At 69.3% G+C, this 20,132-nt stretch carries 17 protein-coding genes; 10 read left to right on the forward strand and 7 right to left on the reverse strand.

Annotated elements, in window-relative coordinates:
* The 3 genes from VK923_00525 to VK923_00535 form a co-directional block, all read left to right on the forward strand.
* A partial coding sequence (locus tag VK923_00525) for a CDP-alcohol phosphatidyltransferase family protein (protein ID HSJ43151.1) occupies positions 1-1,523 on the forward strand: 1,523 nt, incomplete at its 5' end.
* Positions 1,524-1,648: 125 nt separating this feature from the next.
* A complete protein-coding gene (locus VK923_00530) occupies positions 1,649-2,131 on the forward strand; it encodes a hypothetical protein (protein ID HSJ43152.1) in 483 nt (160 codons plus the stop codon).
* Positions 2,132-2,283: 152 nt separating this feature from the next.
* Positions 2,284-2,790 carry a potassium channel family protein gene (locus VK923_00535; GenBank protein HSJ43153.1) on the forward strand — a complete coding sequence of 169 codons (507 nt, stop codon included), beginning with the start codon at positions 2,284-2,286 and terminating at the stop codon, positions 2,788-2,790.
* A gap of 9 nt (positions 2,791-2,799) precedes the next feature.
* On the opposite strand, the gene VK923_00540 is transcribed toward VK923_00535, so the two are convergent.
* Positions 2,800-4,185 carry a hypothetical protein gene (locus tag VK923_00540; GenBank protein HSJ43154.1) on the reverse strand — a complete coding sequence of 462 codons (1,386 nt, stop codon included), beginning with the start codon at positions 4,183-4,185 and terminating at the stop codon, positions 2,800-2,802.
* Positions 4,186-5,002: 817 nt separating this feature from the next.
* On the opposite strand from VK923_00540, the gene VK923_00545 reads away from it, so the two are divergent.
* The 3 genes from VK923_00545 to VK923_00555 all read left to right on the forward strand — a co-directional run bounded on the left by VK923_00545 (position 5,003) and on the right by VK923_00555 (position 6,347).
* On the forward strand, positions 5,003-5,491 hold the full coding sequence (locus VK923_00545) for a DUF1269 domain-containing protein (protein HSJ43155.1): 489 nt from the start codon (positions 5,003-5,005) through the stop codon (positions 5,489-5,491).
* Between the two features lie 104 nt (positions 5,492-5,595).
* Positions 5,596-6,036, forward strand: coding sequence for a DUF6325 family protein (locus tag VK923_00550; protein HSJ43156.1), 441 nt, complete (start codon positions 5,596-5,598; stop codon positions 6,034-6,036).
* Positions 6,037-6,047: 11 nt separating this feature from the next.
* Positions 6,048-6,347, forward strand: coding sequence for an SHOCT domain-containing protein (locus VK923_00555; protein HSJ43157.1), 300 nt, complete (start codon positions 6,048-6,050; stop codon positions 6,345-6,347).
* A gap of 71 nt (positions 6,348-6,418) precedes the next feature.
* Here the strand turns inward: VK923_00555 and VK923_00560 are convergent, their stop codons facing one another.
* Positions 6,419-8,302, reverse strand: coding sequence for a hypothetical protein (locus VK923_00560; protein HSJ43158.1), 1,884 nt, complete (start codon positions 8,300-8,302; stop codon positions 6,419-6,421).
* A gap of 185 nt (positions 8,303-8,487) precedes the next feature.
* On the opposite strand from VK923_00560, the gene VK923_00565 reads away from it, so the two are divergent.
* Positions 8,488-9,648, forward strand: a complete 1,161-nt coding sequence (locus VK923_00565) for an RDD family protein (protein ID HSJ43159.1) — start codon at positions 8,488-8,490, stop codon at positions 9,646-9,648.
* 676 nt (positions 9,649-10,324) lie between these two features.
* On the opposite strand, the gene VK923_00570 is transcribed toward VK923_00565, so the two are convergent.
* From VK923_00570 to VK923_00580, 3 genes are all read right to left on the reverse strand, one after another.
* Positions 10,325-11,209, reverse strand: coding sequence for a formylglycine-generating enzyme family protein (locus VK923_00570; protein ID HSJ43160.1), 885 nt, complete (start codon positions 11,207-11,209; stop codon positions 10,325-10,327).
* Between the two features lie 89 nt (positions 11,210-11,298).
* Positions 11,299-11,505, reverse strand: a complete 207-nt coding sequence (locus VK923_00575; protein ID HSJ43161.1) for a hypothetical protein — start codon at positions 11,503-11,505, stop codon at positions 11,299-11,301.
* A 194-nt stretch (positions 11,506-11,699) separates the two neighbouring features.
* Positions 11,700-12,464, reverse strand: a complete 765-nt coding sequence (locus VK923_00580) for a hypothetical protein (GenBank protein HSJ43162.1) — start codon at positions 12,462-12,464, stop codon at positions 11,700-11,702.
* 343 nt (positions 12,465-12,807) lie between these two features.
* Between VK923_00580 and VK923_00585 the strand changes: the two genes are divergently transcribed.
* The 3 genes from VK923_00585 to VK923_00595 all read left to right on the forward strand — a co-directional run bounded on the left by VK923_00585 (position 12,808) and on the right by VK923_00595 (position 18,086).
* Positions 12,808-15,180 (forward strand): arylsulfatase, encoded by a 2,373-nt coding sequence (locus VK923_00585; GenBank protein HSJ43163.1) that lies wholly within the window; start codon positions 12,808-12,810, stop codon positions 15,178-15,180.
* A gap of 678 nt (positions 15,181-15,858) precedes the next feature.
* The gene (locus VK923_00590; GenBank protein ID HSJ43164.1) at positions 15,859-16,293 is read left to right on the forward strand and encodes a hypothetical protein; all 435 of its coding nucleotides are present in this window, start codon (positions 15,859-15,861) and stop codon (positions 16,291-16,293) included.
* Positions 16,294-16,613: 320 nt separating this feature from the next.
* Positions 16,614-18,086, forward strand: a complete 1,473-nt coding sequence (locus tag VK923_00595) for a DUF2252 domain-containing protein (GenBank protein HSJ43165.1) — start codon at positions 16,614-16,616, stop codon at positions 18,084-18,086.
* A 45-nt stretch (positions 18,087-18,131) separates the two neighbouring features.
* Here VK923_00595 and VK923_00600 read toward each other — a convergent pair whose 3' ends face one another.
* A complete protein-coding gene (locus tag VK923_00600) occupies positions 18,132-18,503 on the reverse strand; it encodes a carboxymuconolactone decarboxylase family protein (GenBank protein ID HSJ43166.1) in 372 nt (123 codons plus the stop codon).
* Positions 18,504-18,603: 100 nt separating this feature from the next.
* Positions 18,604-20,132: LuxR C-terminal-related transcriptional regulator (locus tag VK923_00605; protein ID HSJ43167.1), on the reverse strand; the 1,529-nt coding region annotated here is incomplete at its 5' end.

Genomic DNA, 20,132 nt, shown 5'->3' on the forward strand with positions numbered 1-20,132 from the left:
GGACGCTGCTGGCGCGGCTCATCCGTCAGCTCAGGGACGTCGGCGTGGAGCAGGTGATCGTGCTCACACGCCCACGCTGGGCGGACGCGTTCGCGCAGACCGCCGACGTCGCGGTAGAGGGGTACGCATCGGTCTCGGCGATGTTGGATCGGCTTGCGCAGCTGGCCCGCACGACCTCCGACGATCTGCTGATCGCCGATGCCGACCTACTCACAAACGACGCCGTCGCCGCGGACCTGGTGCTGGACGGGCGCGTACGCACCGGGGTGCTGTCGAGCTCAGCGCCCCCATCGTCCCTGGGGAGTCCGCCGCTGCGGGTCGCCGAGGGGCGCGTCGCGGCGTCCGGGTCGGCGTACCATGGCTGCGATCGCGCCAACGCACGACTCCTGGGCATGTGCAAGATCGGCCGTGCCGACCTTGGGAGCGTCGCCGATGTCCTGGACGAGCTGGCGAAGTTGGCAGCGGACCCGCCGGCCGAGTGGAGCGCCGAGCTCGAACGCAAGCGCGCCGCCCTGGCGACTGAGGCCGCGACGCGCAGTGTGCCTGGGTGGGCGGAGCGCTCGATCGCAGCACTGCGTGACGACCCGCTGCCGCTGGTGGTGGTCGGGCTCGTCCGCCGCGACGTTCCCGTCACGCCCGTGCCCATCCGGGCGCTGTACTGGGGACGACCAGGGACCGCCCGCGCGGCTGTGACGGCGTTCGAGGAGCTACGGCGCATCGACGAGGACGCGGTGCTCCTCGACGCGGCGGTCAAGGACGTCGACGGGTTCTTCACGACGTTCCTCGTGAGCCCCTACTCCCGCTACATCGCCCGGTGGGCCGCCCGTCGTGGCCTGACACCCAACCAGATCACCGTCGCGTCCATGGGGCTCGGGTTGCTCGCTGCGGCCGCGTTCGCCGTCGGCTCACGTCTCTGGTTGATCGCTGGCGCAATCCTGTTGCAGCTCGCCTTCATCGCCGACTGCGTCGACGGTCAGCTCGCTCGGTACACGCGGCAGTTCTCCAACTTCGGTGCGTGGCTGGACTCGACGCTGGATCGCGGCAAGGAGTACATCGTCTACGCAGGCCTCGCCGTCGGGGCCACCCATCCGCCGGCCGCCGCCGGCATCTGGTTCATGGCGACTGCGGCGCTCACGTTGCAGACGTTCCGTCACTACGCCGACTTCTCCCATGGCGCACAGCGTCGCGAGATGCATCATCGTCCGATCCGGCACCGCCTGGAGGAACCGGGTGAGTCGTCGGTCGGAACGCAGGGAACCGAAGCCGTCGCCGTGGAACGGGTCAGCGCCACGCGCACGGGCGCCGGTCGGACGGCACTCGATGCCCTGGTCCTGTTCGGACGCCGGCCGTGGGTGACGTGGGCCAAGCGCATCGTCGTCCTGCCGATCGGGGAGCGCTTCGCGCTGATCTCGGTCACCGCCGCCGTTTGGGACGCGCGCGTGACCTTCGCGGCCCTGCTCCTCTGGGGCACCCTCGCCGCGGCATACGCGACGGCCATACGCGTGCTGAGGTCGAACCCCTGACCAGTCCGCGACGCTCAGCACGTGACCCGCGCACGTCGGCGGACCGGGCTGCACAGCAACCTCATCCCGACGGGGTGATGACTGCCGTCCGATCGTTGATGACCATCACCGTTGACGATTCCGGCGTGGCCGGCTCACAGTGCATGCCGGCGAGCAGAGAAGGGACCATGATGGCAAGTCAGACACAGCGCTCGGCGGCAGCGCCACGGGATGACGCGACCAGCGGCTGGGCGATCGGGTTCATCTCGTTCGCCGCGATCATCATGATCATGTCCGGTGTGTTCCAGACGCTGGCCGGTCTGGTTGCGGTGTTCGAGAACGAGTTCTACGTCGCGACGCCCAACTACCTGTTCCAGTTCGACGCGACCACGTGGGGCTGGATCCACCTGATCCTGGGTCTGGTGGTCCTGGCGGCGGGGTTCGGCATGCTGTCGGGCCAAACCTGGGCTCGGGTCGTCGGGATCACGCTCGCGGTTCTCAGCGCGATCGCGAACTTCCTCTTCATCCCGTACTACCCATTCTGGTCGTTGCTGATCATCGTGTTGGACGTGATGGTCATCTGGGCGCTGGCTGCGCACGGTGACGTCATGAGGTCCGACGCCTACTGAGCCCCACGGGTGATGGCGCGGTACGGTACGACGCCGTCACACGTTCTGACCGTCCGGATCCGATCGGTTGCCACGCCAGGATGATGACGCCGCAAGCCACGATGCTGTCGGACCCGCACGCGCAGTCGCCAGGTAACGGCAGGGACGTCCTGGTGGCCTGTGTGCGTGTGCTGCTGACCACCGTGGGCCTTGTCGCGCTCTTCTACGTCCTGCCGCTCGACCGCGAGGTGAGCCGGGCGACGGTGGGGTGGCTGGCGTTGGGCCTGATCGCGTTCACGATCCTGGTGGTGTTCCAGGTCCGCTCGATCCTGCGGTCCAGGCACCCAGCGCTACGAGCCGTCGAGACCGTCGGCACCTTGGTGCCGGTGTTCGTGATTATCTTCGCATCCACCTACCTGCTTCTTGCTGGCAGCCAGCAGGGGGCGTTCACGGAGTCCGTGAACAGGACCGACGCGTTGTACTTCACGATGACGGTGCTGTCGACGGTCGGCTTCGGCGACATCGCGCCGAGGAGCGAGGCCGCGCGCGTGCTGGTCACGGTGCAGATGGTGGGCAACCTCATCGTGCTCGGGGCGCTCGCACGCGTCGTGGTCGGCGCCGTCCAGATCACGCGCGAACGGCAGGCCGAGCGTGGCGCGTCTTCCGAGCAACGCTCCTGAGCGTGATGCTCACGCCTGCGGGACCGGCGTCGTCGGCGCGTCGCTGTCGGTGCCCCCGCCGCCGAGGCGCCACAGGGCCAGCTCCCAGAGTGCGAGCAGCACGACGAGCGTGAGGAACCACCCCCACGGGACGTTGACGAACAGCAGCACCGCGATGATCACCAGCGCCCCGCCGATCTGCAATGCCTGCCGATGCTCGATCGTCCCCTGGGTCACACCCTGTCCGTCGGCGGCCGTGGCGAGGCGACCGCCGGCGCTCCACACGCTGCGCCCGACGCTCCCGACGCCGCGTCGGAGTGCCACCGCCCAGCGATACGGTCCGGTGAGCAGTGCGATCAGCACGATCGCGAGTGCGATGAGGATGATGGCCGCCGTGAGCTCGAACAGCCCGCCGCGCAGCTGGTCGGTCACGACCTCGGCTGCTGCCTGGCCCTCCGGCCGCGGCGGCATTGCCACGATCGTCTCCTCGAACCGCAGCACGACGCGCCTGACCAGCACGAGCAGCAGGACGGAGCCGATCGCGAGCTGCAGGATCGTCCGGCGGCGGTTCTGCGACAGCCAGACCGCAGCGATGAGCAGCAGCGGCGTCGCGATCATCACCAGCACGAACGCCTGATCGAACACGCGCAACGCCTGCTGCGCCACGATCAGCTCATCGGCGCCGTACACAGGGATCTGGCCGATGTCGGGCGGCAGCTCGACCCCGAGTGCCTCGTTGATGCGAGCCACAGCCTGCTCCGGCAGCTCACCGCTGGTGATCGTCGGAAGGTTGACGTCCTGACCGACCAGCCCCGACGCGGCGCTGCTCAGCTGCCCCAGGACGCGGTTGACCATCGGGAGCAGGTTCAGCGTGACCGTCTCACCCTCGACCTGCACGACGTCGCTGTCGCCGCGTAGGACGGCCAACGCGCGCTCGTGCGCCACCGCGTTGGCATCGATCCACAGCTGGGCGAACGTGTCGCTTGCGAGGAACGCACCGACCTGGTCATCGACGAAGCTCTCGACGGCCGACGACAGCGGCGCAGCGAGGAACGCACGGTCCTCCGGCAGCGTATCGGCGATCAGGTCCTGAGCGGGAATCGCGGTGAACACCGCCTCGGTGATCCGCGGCTGCAGCGCAGCGGTGACCGTGGGATCGGCGCCGAGCGGCCCGACGGTCTCCACCCAGCCATCGGTCGTCAGCAACGTCCGGTTCGCCCACACCGCGACCGTCGCCGCGGTCAACGACAGACACGCCAGCACGACCAGCACAATGACGGCGGCCCGACGCAAGGCGCCTGTCCGCCGCCGGCGCCGTCCCAGCGCATCGACCTGTGTCTGCAGCGCGTCACGCTCGGCGCGCAAGCGTTCGAGCTCGGCGCTGACCGCCCTGTCCTGCTCCGGTGTTGTGCTCATCCTGCCGCCTCGCACATCGCCTCTGACTCACGTCTGACCGTACGCAGCGTGGTGTCCGCCGACGTCATCCCGTCGGGGTGATCTTGCTCAGGTCGCGCGGGTCAGCCGTTTCGGGTGATGACACGTCGGGTGTCGCGCACGACGTTCGTGCGCAACGCCGGATCGGTTGCCCGGCGGGTATGAGCTCCGGCGACCACGGACGATCGAGGGATGAAGTGCACGATGTTCAGACGGCACCCGCGCCCACGAGGCCGAGGAGAGGTCGGAGATCTTCCAGATGCGGGAGCGCCTCGTCGACGTGGGCGAGGACCACTGGATCGAGTGGTGATCGATGTGATGGTCCACGACTGAGTCGCTGGCCGTCGTCGCCCGGCTGGTGGACTGCAACCGCCGGACACGACGGACCATCCGCTCGGGAAGGGTGGGCGCGCCGTCAGCACCGGGATCGCCGCCGGGAGGGTCCCTCATTCACCCACACCGGATGATGCCAGCAGCGTGGGGCAGAGAGACGGTGGACGCCACAAGGCCGGGCCGAGCACGCCGAGTCGTCCGCGGCCCGCACGTGAAGTGAAAGGAAACGACATGAAGGCGATGAAGGTCGCCGCGGCGGTGGCCGCGATCGCTGCCGTGGGTGGAATGGTGGCCCGCCGGCGCCGTCACGGCGCTCACAGTCGCACGTAGATGTCGCGGTCCGGCCGGGGGCCGCGATCAGCCGGAGGCACAGTCGGCTGATCGCAGCTTCACCCGATCGAGGTGATGCGGGACAGCCGGACCACTCCCTACCGTCACACGACCGATCGATGCGAAAGGAATGTCCGTGGCAACTCTGACCGCTCTGAAGTTTCCAACCGTCGAGGGCGCTCGCCAGGTACTCGACACCCTCCAGGATCTCCAGCGGCAGCAGCTGATCGTGATCCACGACGCTGCGGTCGTGCAGTGGCCTGCTGACAAGAGCAAGCCGAGGACCGAGCAGCTGCACAACCTGGCGGGCGCAGGGGCGATGTCCGGCGCCTTCTGGGGGATGCTGTTCGGCCTGCTGTTCTTCGTGCCCCTGCTCGGCGCCGCGGTCGGTGCTGCGATGGGAGGGCTGTCCGGCAGCCTGGTCGATGTCGGCATCGACGACGACTTCATCAAGTCGGTGCGTGACCAGGTCACGCCCAGCACGTCGGCGCTGTTCCTGCTGACCAGTGACGCCGTCACCGACCGCGTCGTGGACGCGCTGCGTGGCTTCGACATGGAGCTCATCTCCACGAACCTGTCCAAGGAGGACGAGGACGCGCTGCGTCACGCCTTCGAGCAGGAGTGAGAGCAGGTAGTGGTCCGGCGCCCCTCGGATCCGAGGGACGCCGGTCCACGGCGTGAGGTTTGACCTGGCCCACGTGCCCATCGTCTGTGAGCAAGGAGAGCACAATGTCCGCAACCGAAGTCCACGGCCCCATCGACTTCGTGCTGTTAGAGTTCCCCGCCGACCGCGTGACCGGCGCGGCGGCGGAGGCGCTGATGGACCTCGTCGAACGCGGCGTCGTCCGTGTCTATGACCTGCTTGTGATCCGCAAGGACGAGGACGGCACGTTCTCCGGCCTCGAGCTCAGTGATCTGGCCGCCGACCAGGTGGGAGGGTTCACCGCGTTCGCCGGCGCGCGCTCGGGCCTGGTCGACGATGACGACCTCGGCCGGGCTGCCGAGGTGATGAAGCCCGGCACGATCGCGGCGCTCGTCGTGTACGAGAACGCGTGGGCGGTCCCGTTCGTCGCGGCGGCCCGCGACGCCGGTGGGCAGCTGATCGCGAGCGCGCGGATCCCCGCCCAGGACGTGATGGACGCGCTCGACGCCCTCGAAGCCAGCGACTGAGGAGGACAACCATGCCCGGACTACTGCGAGGAGTCGCACGGACGGCCGTCGTCGCCGGCACCGCCTCGGCGGTGAGCGGGCGCGTGCAGCGCCGTCAGGCCGAGCGGTTCGCAAGCCGCGACGCCGAGATCTACGCCCAGCGTGAGCAGGCGTACGAGCAGCAGACGTACCAGCAGCAGGCGCCGCCGGCGGCCACGCCGCCGCAGACCGACGTCATCGCGCAGCTCCAGCAGCTCGGCAAGCTGAAGGACGACGGTGTGCTGACGGAAGAGGAGTTCGCGGCCCAGAAGGCGCGGATCCTCGGAGGCTGACGCTCGGCCGGGGTCACCGCCGCACAAGCACGGTTCGCGCGGCTGACCGCCAGCCGTCCATGGGCTGGCGGTCAGCCGATGACCACGATCTGGTCGTCGGCGGCCAGCACCATGCGCTCGGAGGTCGGTGGGTTCAACACCACCTCGTCGCCTGAGCGCCAGCCGAGCGCGAGGAGCCCCGCCGCGTATGCGGTGGCGATGACGTCGCCGAACTCCACCGTGCCGGAGAGATCGAGCTCGCCGACGCGCACGAGCCGAACTGACGGACCGTCCGCGGCATACAGGCGCAGCAGGATGTCGCGGCGTCGCGGCTGCTCGGCGAGCTGGGTCATGAGGCGGCTGGTGATGGCGTCGCTCACGACGTAGTCATCGGCACCTGTCAGGCGGGCGAGGTCCAGGTTCGCCGAGTCCCGCAGCTCGACGATGACGCGGGGTGATGGACCACGGGCCGCATCCAGGTGCCGCCGCAGCAGCATGTGGTGGAGCAGCGTCCGGCCGTCGACCTCGTCAGGCGCCGCGTCGCGACGATCCGCGAGGAGCACGATCGAGGTGACGGAAGTCATGGGCTCCACGTCATCGAACGTCCACGTGCCACTGGCGGGTCGCAGCGTCACGTCGAAGTCGCCGAGCCCCGGGATCTGCAGGTCGGGCGGGTCGGCCTGCGTGGCGTCGTAGACGACCTCCGCGGACGAGCCGGGGGTGGCGAAGGCCGCGACCTGAACGAGGAGGGGCGGGCCGAGGACGCTCCACCCCAGGATCAGCACATGCTCCTGCCGCGGTGCGACCGGCTTGTGTGATGTCGCTCGGGATGGCGGCGGCACAGCTGCGAAGGCGGTCGGCTGGGGCGCACCGGACCCATCCTCGTCCACGATGATCAGCTGGTCATCCGTCTCGAGACGGGTCCCTGGATCAGGATTGACCTCGATCTCCCCAGCCGGGCGGATCCTGCCGATCGGGCGTGCCGTTGTGAACCGGAACACGCAGTCGGCGAACGAGGCCCCGGCGAGCCCGTCGACCGGGCGGACGTAGACATCGCACCCCCGGAAGTCGAGCAGTTCCTCGATAACGCGGATGAGACCGGGTTCGCGCAGGGCGAAGGCCGTGAGCCGGGCCACGCTCTGCGACGGGACGACCGTGTGGATGGCGCCGCCGCAGGCGCGCAGCAGGCTGTCAGCGGCCGCGGGATCGCTCATCTCAGCGACGATCGGGATGCGGTCGAACGCGCCCAACTCGGCACCGGCTGCGAGGACCGCCCGGACGACGCCGCCGTCACCGTGACCGTGGGCGTCGTCGGCCAGGACGATGACCGCGCGGGCGTCACGGAGTGCGACCATCCGAAGGTCCGGGCGGCGCGCGGGGTCACCCGACCGGAACACGACCCGGCTGCCGTGCAGGTCATCGACGGCCGCACGCACCTCCTCGTTCAGCTGCACGGGCTCCAGGTCTGAGAGCACCACGATCGCGTTGGATCGCCGCCCCCGGCCGGCGAGCGCCAACTGCTCCACGACGACAGGGAGTCGCGTCGACACCCCCAGGACCACCACGTGACCCGTCTCGACCACGGTGCTCCGCCCCCGTCGCATCGCCTCGACCCGCTGCTCGACACCGTTGGCGATCAGGCCGATGAGCGTGCCAGCGATCAGGATCCCGAAGATCGTGACCAGCAGCGCGAGCACCCGCCGCCCCCACCCGACGTCGGCGGCCATCGTCCCGGGGTCGAAGACGCGGAGCAGGCTCTGCCAGAAGTCCTCGAGCCACGAGCTGTCCTGACTGCCGGCGAAGTCGACGCCGAACACCGCCAGGAGCGAGGAGCTGACGAGCACGGCCACGAGCGTGACGACGCCGAGCCAAAGGAGGACCGCCCACGTACCACGGGCCAGTAGGTTGTCGAAGCGATAGCGGACATGGCTGCGCAGGCCCGGTCCGTTCCCCGACGACCTCCGCTGCTCGGACACGGCGTTCTCCATCGCCAGGAGCGGTTTCGGCCGCAAGCCTACTGGTCACGGGGGCGGCGTCCGGGTGCTGGGCCGCGACAGCGCGTGAGTCACGACCGGCGCGGATGCATCCCATCGGGATGATGTGCCGCGCGCTCACTGCCGTACGGTCGGCGTGACCCAGTGCACGACCCGCGAGGTGACCAGTGAGCGAGCCGAGCCGTCGGGCGGTCGCCGTCGGGCTGCTGTCGCTGCTCGCGGCGATCGACGGCGCCGCCGCCGCGACGGATCGTGGACCCGCAGGACCGTTCGGCTGGCTCGCCGGCTCGCTCCGCGACCGTGTCCTCGACGTCGTCGACCCCGACGAGGTCGTCGAACGGCTCGACATCAACGCCGTGTTGGAGCGGGTCGACATCAATGCGGTCCTCGAGCGGGTCGAGATCGACCCGCTGCTCGCCCGGGTCGACGCCAATGCGCTGCTCGAGCGGGTCGACCCGGATCTACTGCTCGCGCACATCGATCTCGACGCACTGATCGCGAGAGTCGACGTCAACGCGGTGTTCGAGCGGGTGGATGTCGACGCGGTCATGGAGCGTGTCGACATCGAGCGTCTGATACAGCGCGCCGGCATCCCCGACATCGTCGCCGAGAGCACCACGAGCCTGCTGGAGCGGACATTGGACGTGCTGCGACGCCAATTGCTCGGCGTCGACGTCGTGCTCGCCCGTGCGATCACGCGGCTGCTGTCCCGCGACCCGCGCAGCCTGCCCACCGGACCGGAGGCGCTGGTCGGCGATGAGAGTCCGACGCACGCGCCGCCGATGCCCGACGCCCCGACCGAGGACGTGAATGGTCACTACGCCGGCCCCGTCACACGGCTGGCGGCGTTCGTGATCGACGTCGCACTGGTGGGTGGCTCGTTCACCATCGTCACGGGCGCGCTGGGCTCGGTGCTGCGCACCGTCGGCGTCGGTGCCCGCGTCGGCGGCGCGGTGTTCTCCGCGGCCGCCGTGGCCTGGTTGTTCACCTACTGGTGGGCGAGCACGGCCGTGGCGGGACGCACGCCCGGCATGGCGATCATTGGGCTGCGCATCGTCACCCGTGCCGGAGCGCCGCTGTCCGGTCGTCGTGCGTTCGTCCGGGTGCTGAGCCTGCCACTGAGCTTCGTGCTCCTGGGGCTCGGCCTTCTCGGCATCCTGCTCGACCGCGAACGCCGCGCGCTCCACGATCTGCTCGCCGGCTCGACTGTCGTCTACGACTGGGGCGACCGCATGGCGACGATGCCGACCCCGCTTGCGCGCTGGCTCGAGCAGCGTGCGGCACCGATCGGGGCCACGAGCCGTCGGCAATCCGTCGATCAGGGATGAGTGATGTTGGCCGACGCCATCGGTGACCTGCTCCGTCGGCCATCGGCGTAGCGCTCAGCCCGGTGCCAATCACGGCTGTGATCCTCATGGTGGCCACGCCGAACCAACGGGATGGCGTTCTCCGTTGGCTGGATCGCCGGTCTCGTCGTCGTGAGCGTCGCCGTCCTCGCGCTGGCCGGGGAAGCCGGCGACCATGCAGGCGGGCGCGCTGCGGCGGTGAGCTGGATCAAGCTCGGGCTCGGCGTCCTGTTACACTGCTGGCCGCCAGACAGTGGGCGAGCCGGCCCGGACCCGACGAAGACCCGCCCCTGCCGGCGTGGATGCAGACCATCGACACCTTCACGGCCTCCAGGTCCCTCGGTCTGGGTGTCCTCCTGTCGGGTGTCAACCCCAAGAACCTCGCCTTGGCCATCGCCGCATCGGCATCGATCACACAGGCCGGACTCGACGGTGGACAGAGCGCGGTCGCCGTGGCCGTGTTCGTCGTCCTCGCGTCTGCGACCGTGCTCGGGCCGGTGCTGGCGATCGTTGTTCCAAGAACGTCGTCCGGGACGTTGGCGACCGTCAAGGCCTCATGGGAGCCCGCAACGCGTCATCATGATGGTGCTGTTCCTGATGCTGGGCGCCAAACTCATCGGCGACGGATTGTCGGGACTCGCGACCCGATGGGCACGGGTCAGGTCGACGCCGGCCTGACGCAGCGGAAGCCGAGGTTGCCGGTTGAGCTTCGCGGGGTGTTGCCGCTGCGGGCTGCGACGCGGTACCGGCGGCAGTAGGAGGCGTGGCACAGGTACGAGCCGCCTCGCATGACGCGCAGCGTGCCGCGGGCCGGACCGGTCGGGTTGCGGGTCGGGCTGTGGCGGTAGAAGGCGGGATCGAACCAGTCGCTGCACCACTCCCACACGTTGCCGGTCATGTCGTGCAGCCCGTAGCCGTTCGGCGCGAAGGCATCGACCGGTGCGGTGCCGTAGTAGCCGTCGGCCATCGTGTTGGCGGCCGGGAACGCGCCCTGCCACACGTTCATCCGGTGTGTCCCGCCGGGCTCGAGGCGGTCGCCCCACGGGAACCTGCGCTGGACCAGGCCTCCTCGCGCCGCGTACTCCCACTCGGCCTCGGTCGGCAGGCGCAACCCAGCCCAGGTGCAGTACGCCTGGGCGTCACGCCAGCTGACGTGCACGACCGGGTGGTCGGCGCGTCCGTCGAGGTTCGACTGCGGCCCTTCGGGGCGCCGCCAGGATGCGCCGAACACCTGCCGCCACCACGGCGCCTGTGCCACGCCACGCGTGGGGGGATGGTCGTCGGGCAGGAGACCGGCGAACACGAACGACCATCCGACGACCTCGGCGCTGGTGCGGTGGCCGGTGGCGTCGACGAACGCGCTGTACGCCGCGTTCGACACCGGGTACGGGTCGATCGAGAACGCGTCGACGTGGACGCGGTGCACCGGGCCCTCGCCGTCGGCTGGGTGGCCACCTGGATCGCTGGTGCCCATCAGGAACATGCCACCGTCGAGCCGGACCAAGCCTGCGGTCGCGGCGGTCGGGCGTCGGGCGGCCGGCACGTCGTGGTCCGTCGCGTCCCCGGTGTCAGCCGTCTGTCCGAGGGCGCAGCACGCATGCGGCTGCGGTTCGGGTCGGGCGGCGATGTCGGTCACTGCGCGACCGGCCGGCGGGTGTGGGGCAGGTCGGCACTCGCCGGTGTGGAGCTGTCAGAGACGAGCAGGGCCCAGACGGACCGCCCTGCGAGCAGATCAACCGAGAGCCAGCTCCGGTCGTACGCCGGGAGCCGGTGCATGATCGGCGGGTAGCGCTGAAGGCCCCGGAGCTCCAGAGGTTGCGCCGTCGGCGTGGGGGTCATCGTGCGCCTTCGCGTACTGCGGCGGCGTCGACGCCGCACGGCTGGTGTCAGTGGTCGAGGATCGCACCGGATCGCGTCCCGATCATCACCCTGATCGGATGACTGGGGCGTGATGCGATCGGCGTGCGCGGGCCGGCGTGTCCGTCTCTGCTGTGGCGTTCCGTCAGCGAGAGGCGTCGTCACGACGGCGGCCGCTACAGCGTGGCGGAGAAGTACTCGAGTGCCGTGCGGGTCTTGGTCTGCTGCTCTCCCGACAGGTCGACCCCGTGCCCGGCAAGATACGCACGGGTCTCGGCGGCGACCTGGAACGCCTCGGAGGGCGCGCACTTCGTCGACAGCTCCAGGATCTGGGATCCGTCCGGGTACTGCCACAACTCGGCGACCATCTTCTGCCTCAGCTCCTTCGGCGAGAACTTCAGTTTGAGGAGGGTGATCGGACCGAGGATCGAAAGGTCGTCGAGTTCGATGTCATCGGTCGTGCTCGCGTCGAAGAAGGCACGCTGCTTCTTGGAGTACAGCGTGTGGATGGGCTTGGTGCCCGCGACGACGTCCAGGATCTCGGTGTCTCCGAGACGCGCCTTCAACGACGCCGAGCAGACGTAGCCGCCCGGCATGGCGTCAACCTCGACGACCAGGTTCTTCGATTCGCGTAGCTTGCTGGGGAGGCTGTCAGGGACCACTGGGCGCAGCTTGACGACGGAGTCGTCATACCGGCCCTGGACACGGCGGGCACGAACGACGACGCCCTGCTGGTTGAGGGCAAGGTCAGGCGTATCGAAGAAGTACACCTGGCGGATCTGTGCCTCCAGCGGGTCCATGCCCAGTGCGGTGGCCGTCGACCGGTGCGCGGCATGGGGCACCGTCAGCTTGAGCTCGACGCTGTCGGATCCACGCGCCAGGGCGAGCAGGTCCTGAAGGTCGGCATCCGACAGGCGGGGTGAAGGCATGGTCGCGGACATGTCGTGTCCTCTCGTCGGCGAACGTTCGAGCCGGTGCCCGACGCTCGTACGGTGTGACCGTCACGGTGGCCCGAGACCAGATCGCCCGCATCACCCGGCACGCATGAATCACGCCGACGTAGTGAGACCGATCGCGCTGTCCATGTGATGCTGCGCGAATCAGCCGAGGACCACGATCTGGTCGCCGTCGCGCCGGAGCAGCATGGGACCGCCCGAGGCAGATCACGCGATCGGGATGATGCGGCAGCCCGGAGCGCGCCTCAGTGTGTCCATGGCTGCTCGCGTCGCCACGCGCCCGCAGTGATCACCGTGGGCGCGAGACGCACAAACGGATGGGACGACGATGACGCGTGACGATGACCGCCACCTGCGCGCTGTGCTGCCGATCCCCGACCGGCCGGCACCTGGGTTGACGACCTACGACGCGAAGGACCCCAACACCGCCTTCCCCCCGATCGAGCCGCTGCGACCGCCCGAGGGCGCCCCCAACGTGCTGATCGTGCTGCTCGACGACGTCGGGTTCGGCGCGTCGAGCGCGTTCGGCGGACCCGTCGACACGCCCGTGGCCGAACGTTTGGCGGCGGACGGCATCAGCTACACGCGGTTCCACACCACGGCCCTGTGTGCGCCGACGCGGCAGGCACTGCTCACGGGTCGCAACCACCACTCGGTGGGGATGGGCAGCGTCACCGAGACGGCCACCTCCGCGCCCGGCAACAGCTCGCTGCGACCGAACACGAAGGCGCCGCTGGCGCAGACCTTGAAGCTGAACGGCTACTCGACCGCGCAGTTCGGCAAGTGCCACGAGGTGCCGGTGTGGCAGTCGTCGCCGCTGGGCCCGTTCGACGCGTGGCCGGCCGGTGGGGGCGGCTTCGAGTACTTCTACGGGTTCATCGGTGGGGAGAACAACCAGTACGACCCCGCGCTGTACGAGGGGCTCACCCCGATCGAGCCGCCGGCCACGCCCGACGAGGGCTACCACCTGACCGAGGACCTGACCGACAGGGCCGTCGCGTGGATGCGCCAGCAGAAGGCGTTGATGCCCGACAAGCCGTTCTTCTTGTACTTCGCACCCGGCGCCACCCATGCGCCCCATCACGTGCCCACCGAGTGGGCGGACCGCTACCGCGGGAGGTTCGCCGCCGGCTGGGACCGGCTGCGCGAGCAGACGTTCGCACGCCAGAAGGAGCTCGGCGTCATCCCCGAGGACGCACAGCTGACCGCGCGGCACGACGAGATCCCTGCGTGGGACGACACGGATCCCGAGCTGATCCCGGTGCTCGAGCGCGAGATGGAGGTCTACGCCGGGTTCCTCGAGCACACCGACGCGCACGTGGGCCGTCTCATCGACACGCTCGAGGACCTCGAGATCCTCGACGACACACTCGTGTACTACATCATCGGCGACAACGGGGCGTCGGCAGAGGGCACCCTGCAGGGCGCGTTCAACGAGATGGCCAACTTCAACGGCATGGGCGCGCTGGAGACTCCCGAGTTCATGCGCTCGAAGATCGACGAGTTCGGCACCCCCGAGGCCTACAACCACTATGCGGTCGGCTGGGCGTGGGCCATGAACGCGCCGTACCAGTGGACCAAGCAGGTTGCGTCCCACTGGGGCGGGACCCGCAACGGCACGATCGTGACGTGGGGAAACCGCATCGCCGATCGTGGCGGCATCCGCGACCAGTTCTGCCACGTCATCGACGTCGCGCCGACGATCCTCGAGGTCGCCGGGCTGCCGGAGCCGGTGTCGGTCAACGGTGTGATGCAGTCGCCGATGGAGGGCACGAGCATGCTCTACACGTTCGACGACGCGGAGGCCGCCGAGCGCCACGACCTGCAGTACTTCGAGATGTTCGGCAACCGCGGCATCTACGACCGGGGGTGGAGCGCGGTCACCAAGCACCGCACGCCGTGGCACATGGTCGGTGGTGTGGCCGTGGCGTTCGACGACGATGTCTGGGAGCTGTACGACGGGTCGACCGACTGGACACAGGCCAACGACCTCGCCGCGCGGATGCCCGACCGGCTGCGCGACCTGCAGCGCCTGTGGCTGATCGAGGCGACCAAGTACAACGTGCTGCCCCTCGACGACCGCACCGTAGAGCGGGCGAACCCCGACATCGCAGGACGCCCGCAGCTGGTCCGCGGGACCTCACAGCTGCTGTTCGAGCGCATGGGACGGCTGTCGGAGAACAGCGTCGTGAGCATCAAGAACAAGTCGTTCTCCGTGACCGCCGAGGTCGTGATCCCCGACGGTGGCGTGGAGGGCGTGATCATCGCCCAGGGTGGCAAGTTCGGCGGGTGGAGCTTCTATACGAAGGACGGGTGCATCAGGTTCGCGTACAACGTGCTGGGCATCCACGAGTTCAAGGCCGCCGCGGCCGCGCCGGTCCCGTCGGGCACGCACCAGCTGCGGGTGGAGTTCACCTACGACGGCGGTGGCCTCGGCAAGGGCGGCGACGTCGCGCTGTTCGTCGACGGCGAGAAGGTCGGCGACGGCCGTGTCGAGTTCACGCAGGCGATGATCTTCTCAGCCGACGAGACCACCGACGTCGGCTGCGACTCCGGGACGCCGGTGGCCAGCGACTACACGGTCGCCACGAGCCGGTTCACCGGGCGGATCGGCTGGGTCCAGATCGATCTGGGCGTCGACGACCACGACCACCTGATCGATCCTGACGAGCGGCTGCGTATCGCGATGGCCCGCCAGTAGTGACACGCCCGGTCGGGCGTGGCACCAGACCTGACCGACGTCAGCCAGACCTGTCCGACATGCGCGCCGGCCTGCCAAGCAGACCGTCGACCGTCGCGACGGCGAGCACGTACACGGCGTGGGTGCCGAAGCTCGTGGCGAGCACGTCCGGCGTCCATCTCCACGGCGGCGGAGTCCGGCCGACCCCCCAACGCAGCGGAAGCCCGAGCTCGGCCGCTCGCTGACCTCGGGGAGGCGCAGGATGCTGCCGACGATCCTGCCGGGCACGAGGCTGTCGTCGTGGTCGAGTTGCGTCGCGCCGTGTCGAACGCGTCGCTCCAGCGCGTACGCGAGCGTCATCGCGGCGGTGCCGGCCGCTCCGGCGAGCATGCTGCGAACCGGCCACGGGAGAAACGTCGCGCCGCGGTGTGAGCCGTTGCGAACCACAATGGTCCCCTATGTGACGTTCCTCTGTCGGATGAATCCGTCACCTGGCTGCCACCGCCACCAGCCGTGGCAGACCTCCCGCCATGCGTGCGTGCTCGCGACCGACGACCTTGCCCTCCATCCGGCCGCCACGGCTGGAACGTTCATCCAGAACGGGTGATGACCGGAAGCGCTGCGGCGGACACGGTGCAACTGGAGATCCGCTCACCACGCCCGGTGGCTCGGTCCGGGCGACGCCGTGGAGGAGATGTCATGGCAGGCCAGGCGCAATACTCCCCGGCACCCGGCGGGGAAGCATCGAGCACGTGGGCGTCCGGCATCATCTCGTTCGCGTCGATCCTCATGATCTTGACCGGCTCGCTCCAGGCGCTGGCCGGGCTGATCGCGATCTTCGGGGACGACCTCTACGTTGCGACCGAGAACTACCTGTTCCAGTTCGACACCACGACCTGGGGGTGGATCCACCTGCTCATCGGTCTCGTGGTCTTGCTCGCCGGCTTCGGCATCCTGTTCGGTCAGACCTGGGCGCGTGCCGTCGGCATCACGTTGGCGCTGATCAGCTCGATCGCCTTCTTCCTGTTCCTCCCGTACTACCCCTTCTGGTCGCTCCTGATCATCGCCTTGAACGTGCTGATCATCTGGGCGTTGGCTGCGCACGGTGGGGCAACGAAGCGCACAGGTTACTGACGCGGTGGTTCGTGCCCGCGTACATGTTCCCGAAGAACCGTGAGGACCTCGCGACGTCGCGTGCGTGCCGCGATGGGGCTCAGCCGGAACCTGGCGGAGTCCGGCCCGTAAGGGTTGGAGCCGGCACGCCGCCGTAGGTCCGCCCCACGGCTTTCATCCGTTCGGTCGGATGCTGCGTGGCGGCACGTCGGTTGATCGCTGTGATCCCAGCACAGGCCCCAACGTGACGCCGGAGCTGTGCGATGGTGTGTTCTGAGAGCGGGCGTCGACGGCTGTGACGTGCCGACGCGTGCACACCTGAGTACCAAGGAGGCGAGGACATGTCCGACACCGTGGCAGCGCGAGACGGTGCGATCGGGACCCCGGCCAGGGCGGCCGCGGACGAAGGGGCACGGCGTGGCGTCGGCAGTGCACCGTGGCTCTCGCCTGATGAACGCGCGGCGCTGGGCAGGGATGCCAGGGCGGCCACGCCGCGGTCCTCCCATGCCGCCTGGGAGCCGTCCGTGGACCGTCCCGATCCGGTCGCGCAGCTGGTGGAGCAGGCCGAGGGTCGGGTACCGGACCTCGTGCCGATCCGGTACGGGCGGATGCTCGTCTCGCCGCTCGCGTTCTACCGTGGTGCCGCGAACATCATGGCGTCGGACCTGGCCACGACGCCTGCATCGGGACTGCGCGTGCAGTTGTGCGGCGACGCGCACCTGTCGAACTTCGGTGGGTTCGGGTCACCCGAGCGCGATCTGGTCTTCGACATCAACGACTTCGACGAGACACTTCCGGGACCCTGGGAGTGGGACGTCAAGCGGCTCGCGGCGAGTATGGTCGTCGCAGGACGCGACAGCGGCCTGACGACTGAGGAGTGCCGCGGGCTGGCCACGAGCGCAGTCGGCGAGTACCGGACCGCGATGCGCCAGTTCGCCGAATGGTCCAACCTCGAGGTCTGGTACGCGCGGCTCCACGAAGCCGAGATCGCGCAGCGTCTCGTGCGGCGTCTCGACAAGAAGAGCCGCAGGCGGCTCGAGCGCAACGTGGCAAGGGCCAGGACCAAGGACAGCATGCGCGCGTTCGCCAAGCTGACGCACCTCGTCGACGGCGAACCGCGCATCGTGAGCGACCCGCCGCTGATCGTGCCGATGGAGGAGATCTCGCAGGGCGACACGCAGCTCGAGAACGAGGTCCTGGACGCGGCCATCGGCGGCTACTACGAGTCGCTCGATCGCGACCGCCGGCGGCTGCTGGACGGGTACCGCGTGGTGCACAGCGCCCACAAGGTCGTTGGTGTCGGCAGCGTGGGGACGCGGGCCTGGATCATGCTCCTGCTCGGACGCGACGGGCAGGATCCGCTGTTCCTGCAGTTCAAGCAGGCGCAGCGGTCTGTCCTCGCCCCGCATGCCGGTCGCAGCGCGTTCCTCAACGAGGGACGGCGGGTGGTCGAGGGCCAGCGCCTGCTCCAGGCGGCTTCGGACATCCTCCTCGGATGGACGCGCGTCAAGCTGCGTGGGCAGTCCTTCGATTTCCATGTGAGGCAGCTGTGGGACTGGAAGGCTTCCGCCGACGTCGCGGCGATGAAGCATTCGGGCCTGGACGCCTATGGACGTTCGTGCGGCTGGACGCTCGCACACGGGCATGCCCGTTCGGGCGACCGCATCGCGATCGCCAGCTACCTGGGCAGGGGCTGCAACTTCGATGCGGCGGTCGCCGCGTTCGCCGTCGGCTACGCGGACCAGAACGAACGCGACTACCAGGCGTTCGTCAAGGCCGTGGAGTCAGGTCGGCTCGACGTGCAACCCGTCTGAGTCCCCGCCGGGTGTGCGGGCGTCGCGGCATCTCGTGGCTGACCGTCACGGGTCCCCGCGCCTCGGGATCCCACCGTCATAGGCTTCGAGCGCGGCATCGATGTCATAGCCGATCGCCAACGCCAGGGCGGACGCCGCCGCCACCAGCCGGGCCTCGCCGGTGAGCGGAGCGACGGCGATCAGGGCGTCGACGATGTCGTCCGCGGTGGCACCCGCCGCCACCGCCGTCGCGGTGCACGCCTGGTACGCCACGACGGGCGCGTCCAGGGCGATCAGCGCGCCGAGGCGGACCAGTGCGTGCGTCCTGGGGTCGATGCACGACACCTTCCAGGTCCCCGTGTCCACCGCGAGGATCGACCTGATGACATCGTCGTCGTGCAACGCAAGGCGTCGCAGCGTACGTTCACGTTCATCCATGGTCCACCGACTCGCCGGCGTGTCCGCGTGACCATCAGACCCGCTGGGCGTCGACGGCGCATCGTCCGGACCGCATGAAAGGCGGCCGGTCCGGTCGGCGTCAGTCGCTCAGCAGGCCGAGATCGGCCGCCTCGCGGACCGCGTCTGCCCGCGACGACACGCCGAGCTTGCGGTAGATCGAGATCGCCTGCGTCTTGACCGTGTGCGGAGAGACGAACAGGCGCTCGCCGATCCCACGGAACGTCAGGTGCGTCTGCAACAGTGGCAGCAGGCGCAGCTCCGCGGTGGTCAGGGAGGACGCGCCGATCGTTCCCGACGGCATGCGACCGATGTGCGCGCGGAGCTCCTCCGTCTGTGCCTGCAGGGTGCCCATGTCGGGACGCACGTGGAGGATGTCGTCCACCTCCCGCAGCACTGTGCGCGCGCCGGGAGCGTCGGCGAGTGCCAGCATGAGGTGGATCAGCTGCAACCGGCCCTGCGCTGCGATGTGGGGCAGCGCGTACGTCAGCGACGGGCGCAGGCGCTGCGCCTTGCGCACGAGCGCCATGGCCCGCGCGACGTCGCCCGCGTGGATGGCGGTCCGGCCGGTCACTGCGAAGACGAGCACGTTCGAGGGCATGGCCTCCAGGCGACCCTGTTCCACCATCTCGCAGGCGCGATCGGCCAGCACTCGCGCCGCGGTGTGCTCTCCTCGTTCGAGTGCGATCAGCGCACGCTCGGCAAGCGCGATAGATGCTGCAGGCAGCGCGTCATCGTCCATCGCGATGGCGACGGCGTGGGACAGCACCTGGTCAGCACGCTCCGGGTCCCCCGTCAGCAGGTGGAGCGCCCCAAGCAGGACGACGGCCTGCGGCAGCCATGCGCTGCCCGGCGGAATCAGGCGCGCGGCGAGCGTGGCGTCAGACAGCGCCCGGTCCACACCGTGCCTGCACAGCCCCGCGCGCACGGTGGCCTGCAGACCCTCGATCGGAGTCCTGCCGTCTGACAGCACACCCGGGATCGAGGGGTGATCGGCGGCATCGACCCACCGCTCCGCGAGCACGGCACGGCCCGTCAAGGCCGACACCCATGCACCCAGCACCGCGACCACCGGGTGTTGCTCCATCAGCTCGTGCTTGTCGAACCAGTCGAACCACCGCCGCAGCGTCGTGGTCCGTCCGATGCGGTACATGAGTTGGGTGCGTCGCACGACGATCTGTGCGACTCGGTCGGCATCGCCGGCGATCATCGCATACCCGACTGCTGCTTCCTGCAGCCCGTTGACGTCGCACCACTCGCCCGCCCGGCGCGTGAGCTCCAGCACCAACTCGGGTTCCCGGCGCTGCAGCTCGGCGCGGAGCAGGTCGCGCATGATGTGGTGGTACCGGTACCAACGGCGGTGCTCATCGACCGGCGTGACGAGCATGCTGGACCGCGAGAGCGCCTCGAGCCGGTCGGCCGAACCCGTCGTGTTCAGCGTGGCATCGCACAATGCCCCCGACATCTGGTCCAACACCGCCGACCGGGTAAGGAACTCGGCCGTCTCATCGGGCATCGTCGACAGCAGCTCGGCCTGCACATAGGCCACAATGTCCCGTTGCGCACCCAGGTGCTCGGCATCGAGCGTCGCCCCGTCGCCACGGGCCCTGA

Source organism: Euzebyales bacterium (genome assembly GCA_035461305.1).
Classification (GTDB): Bacteria; Actinomycetota; Nitriliruptoria; order Euzebyales; family JAHELV01; genus JAHELV01.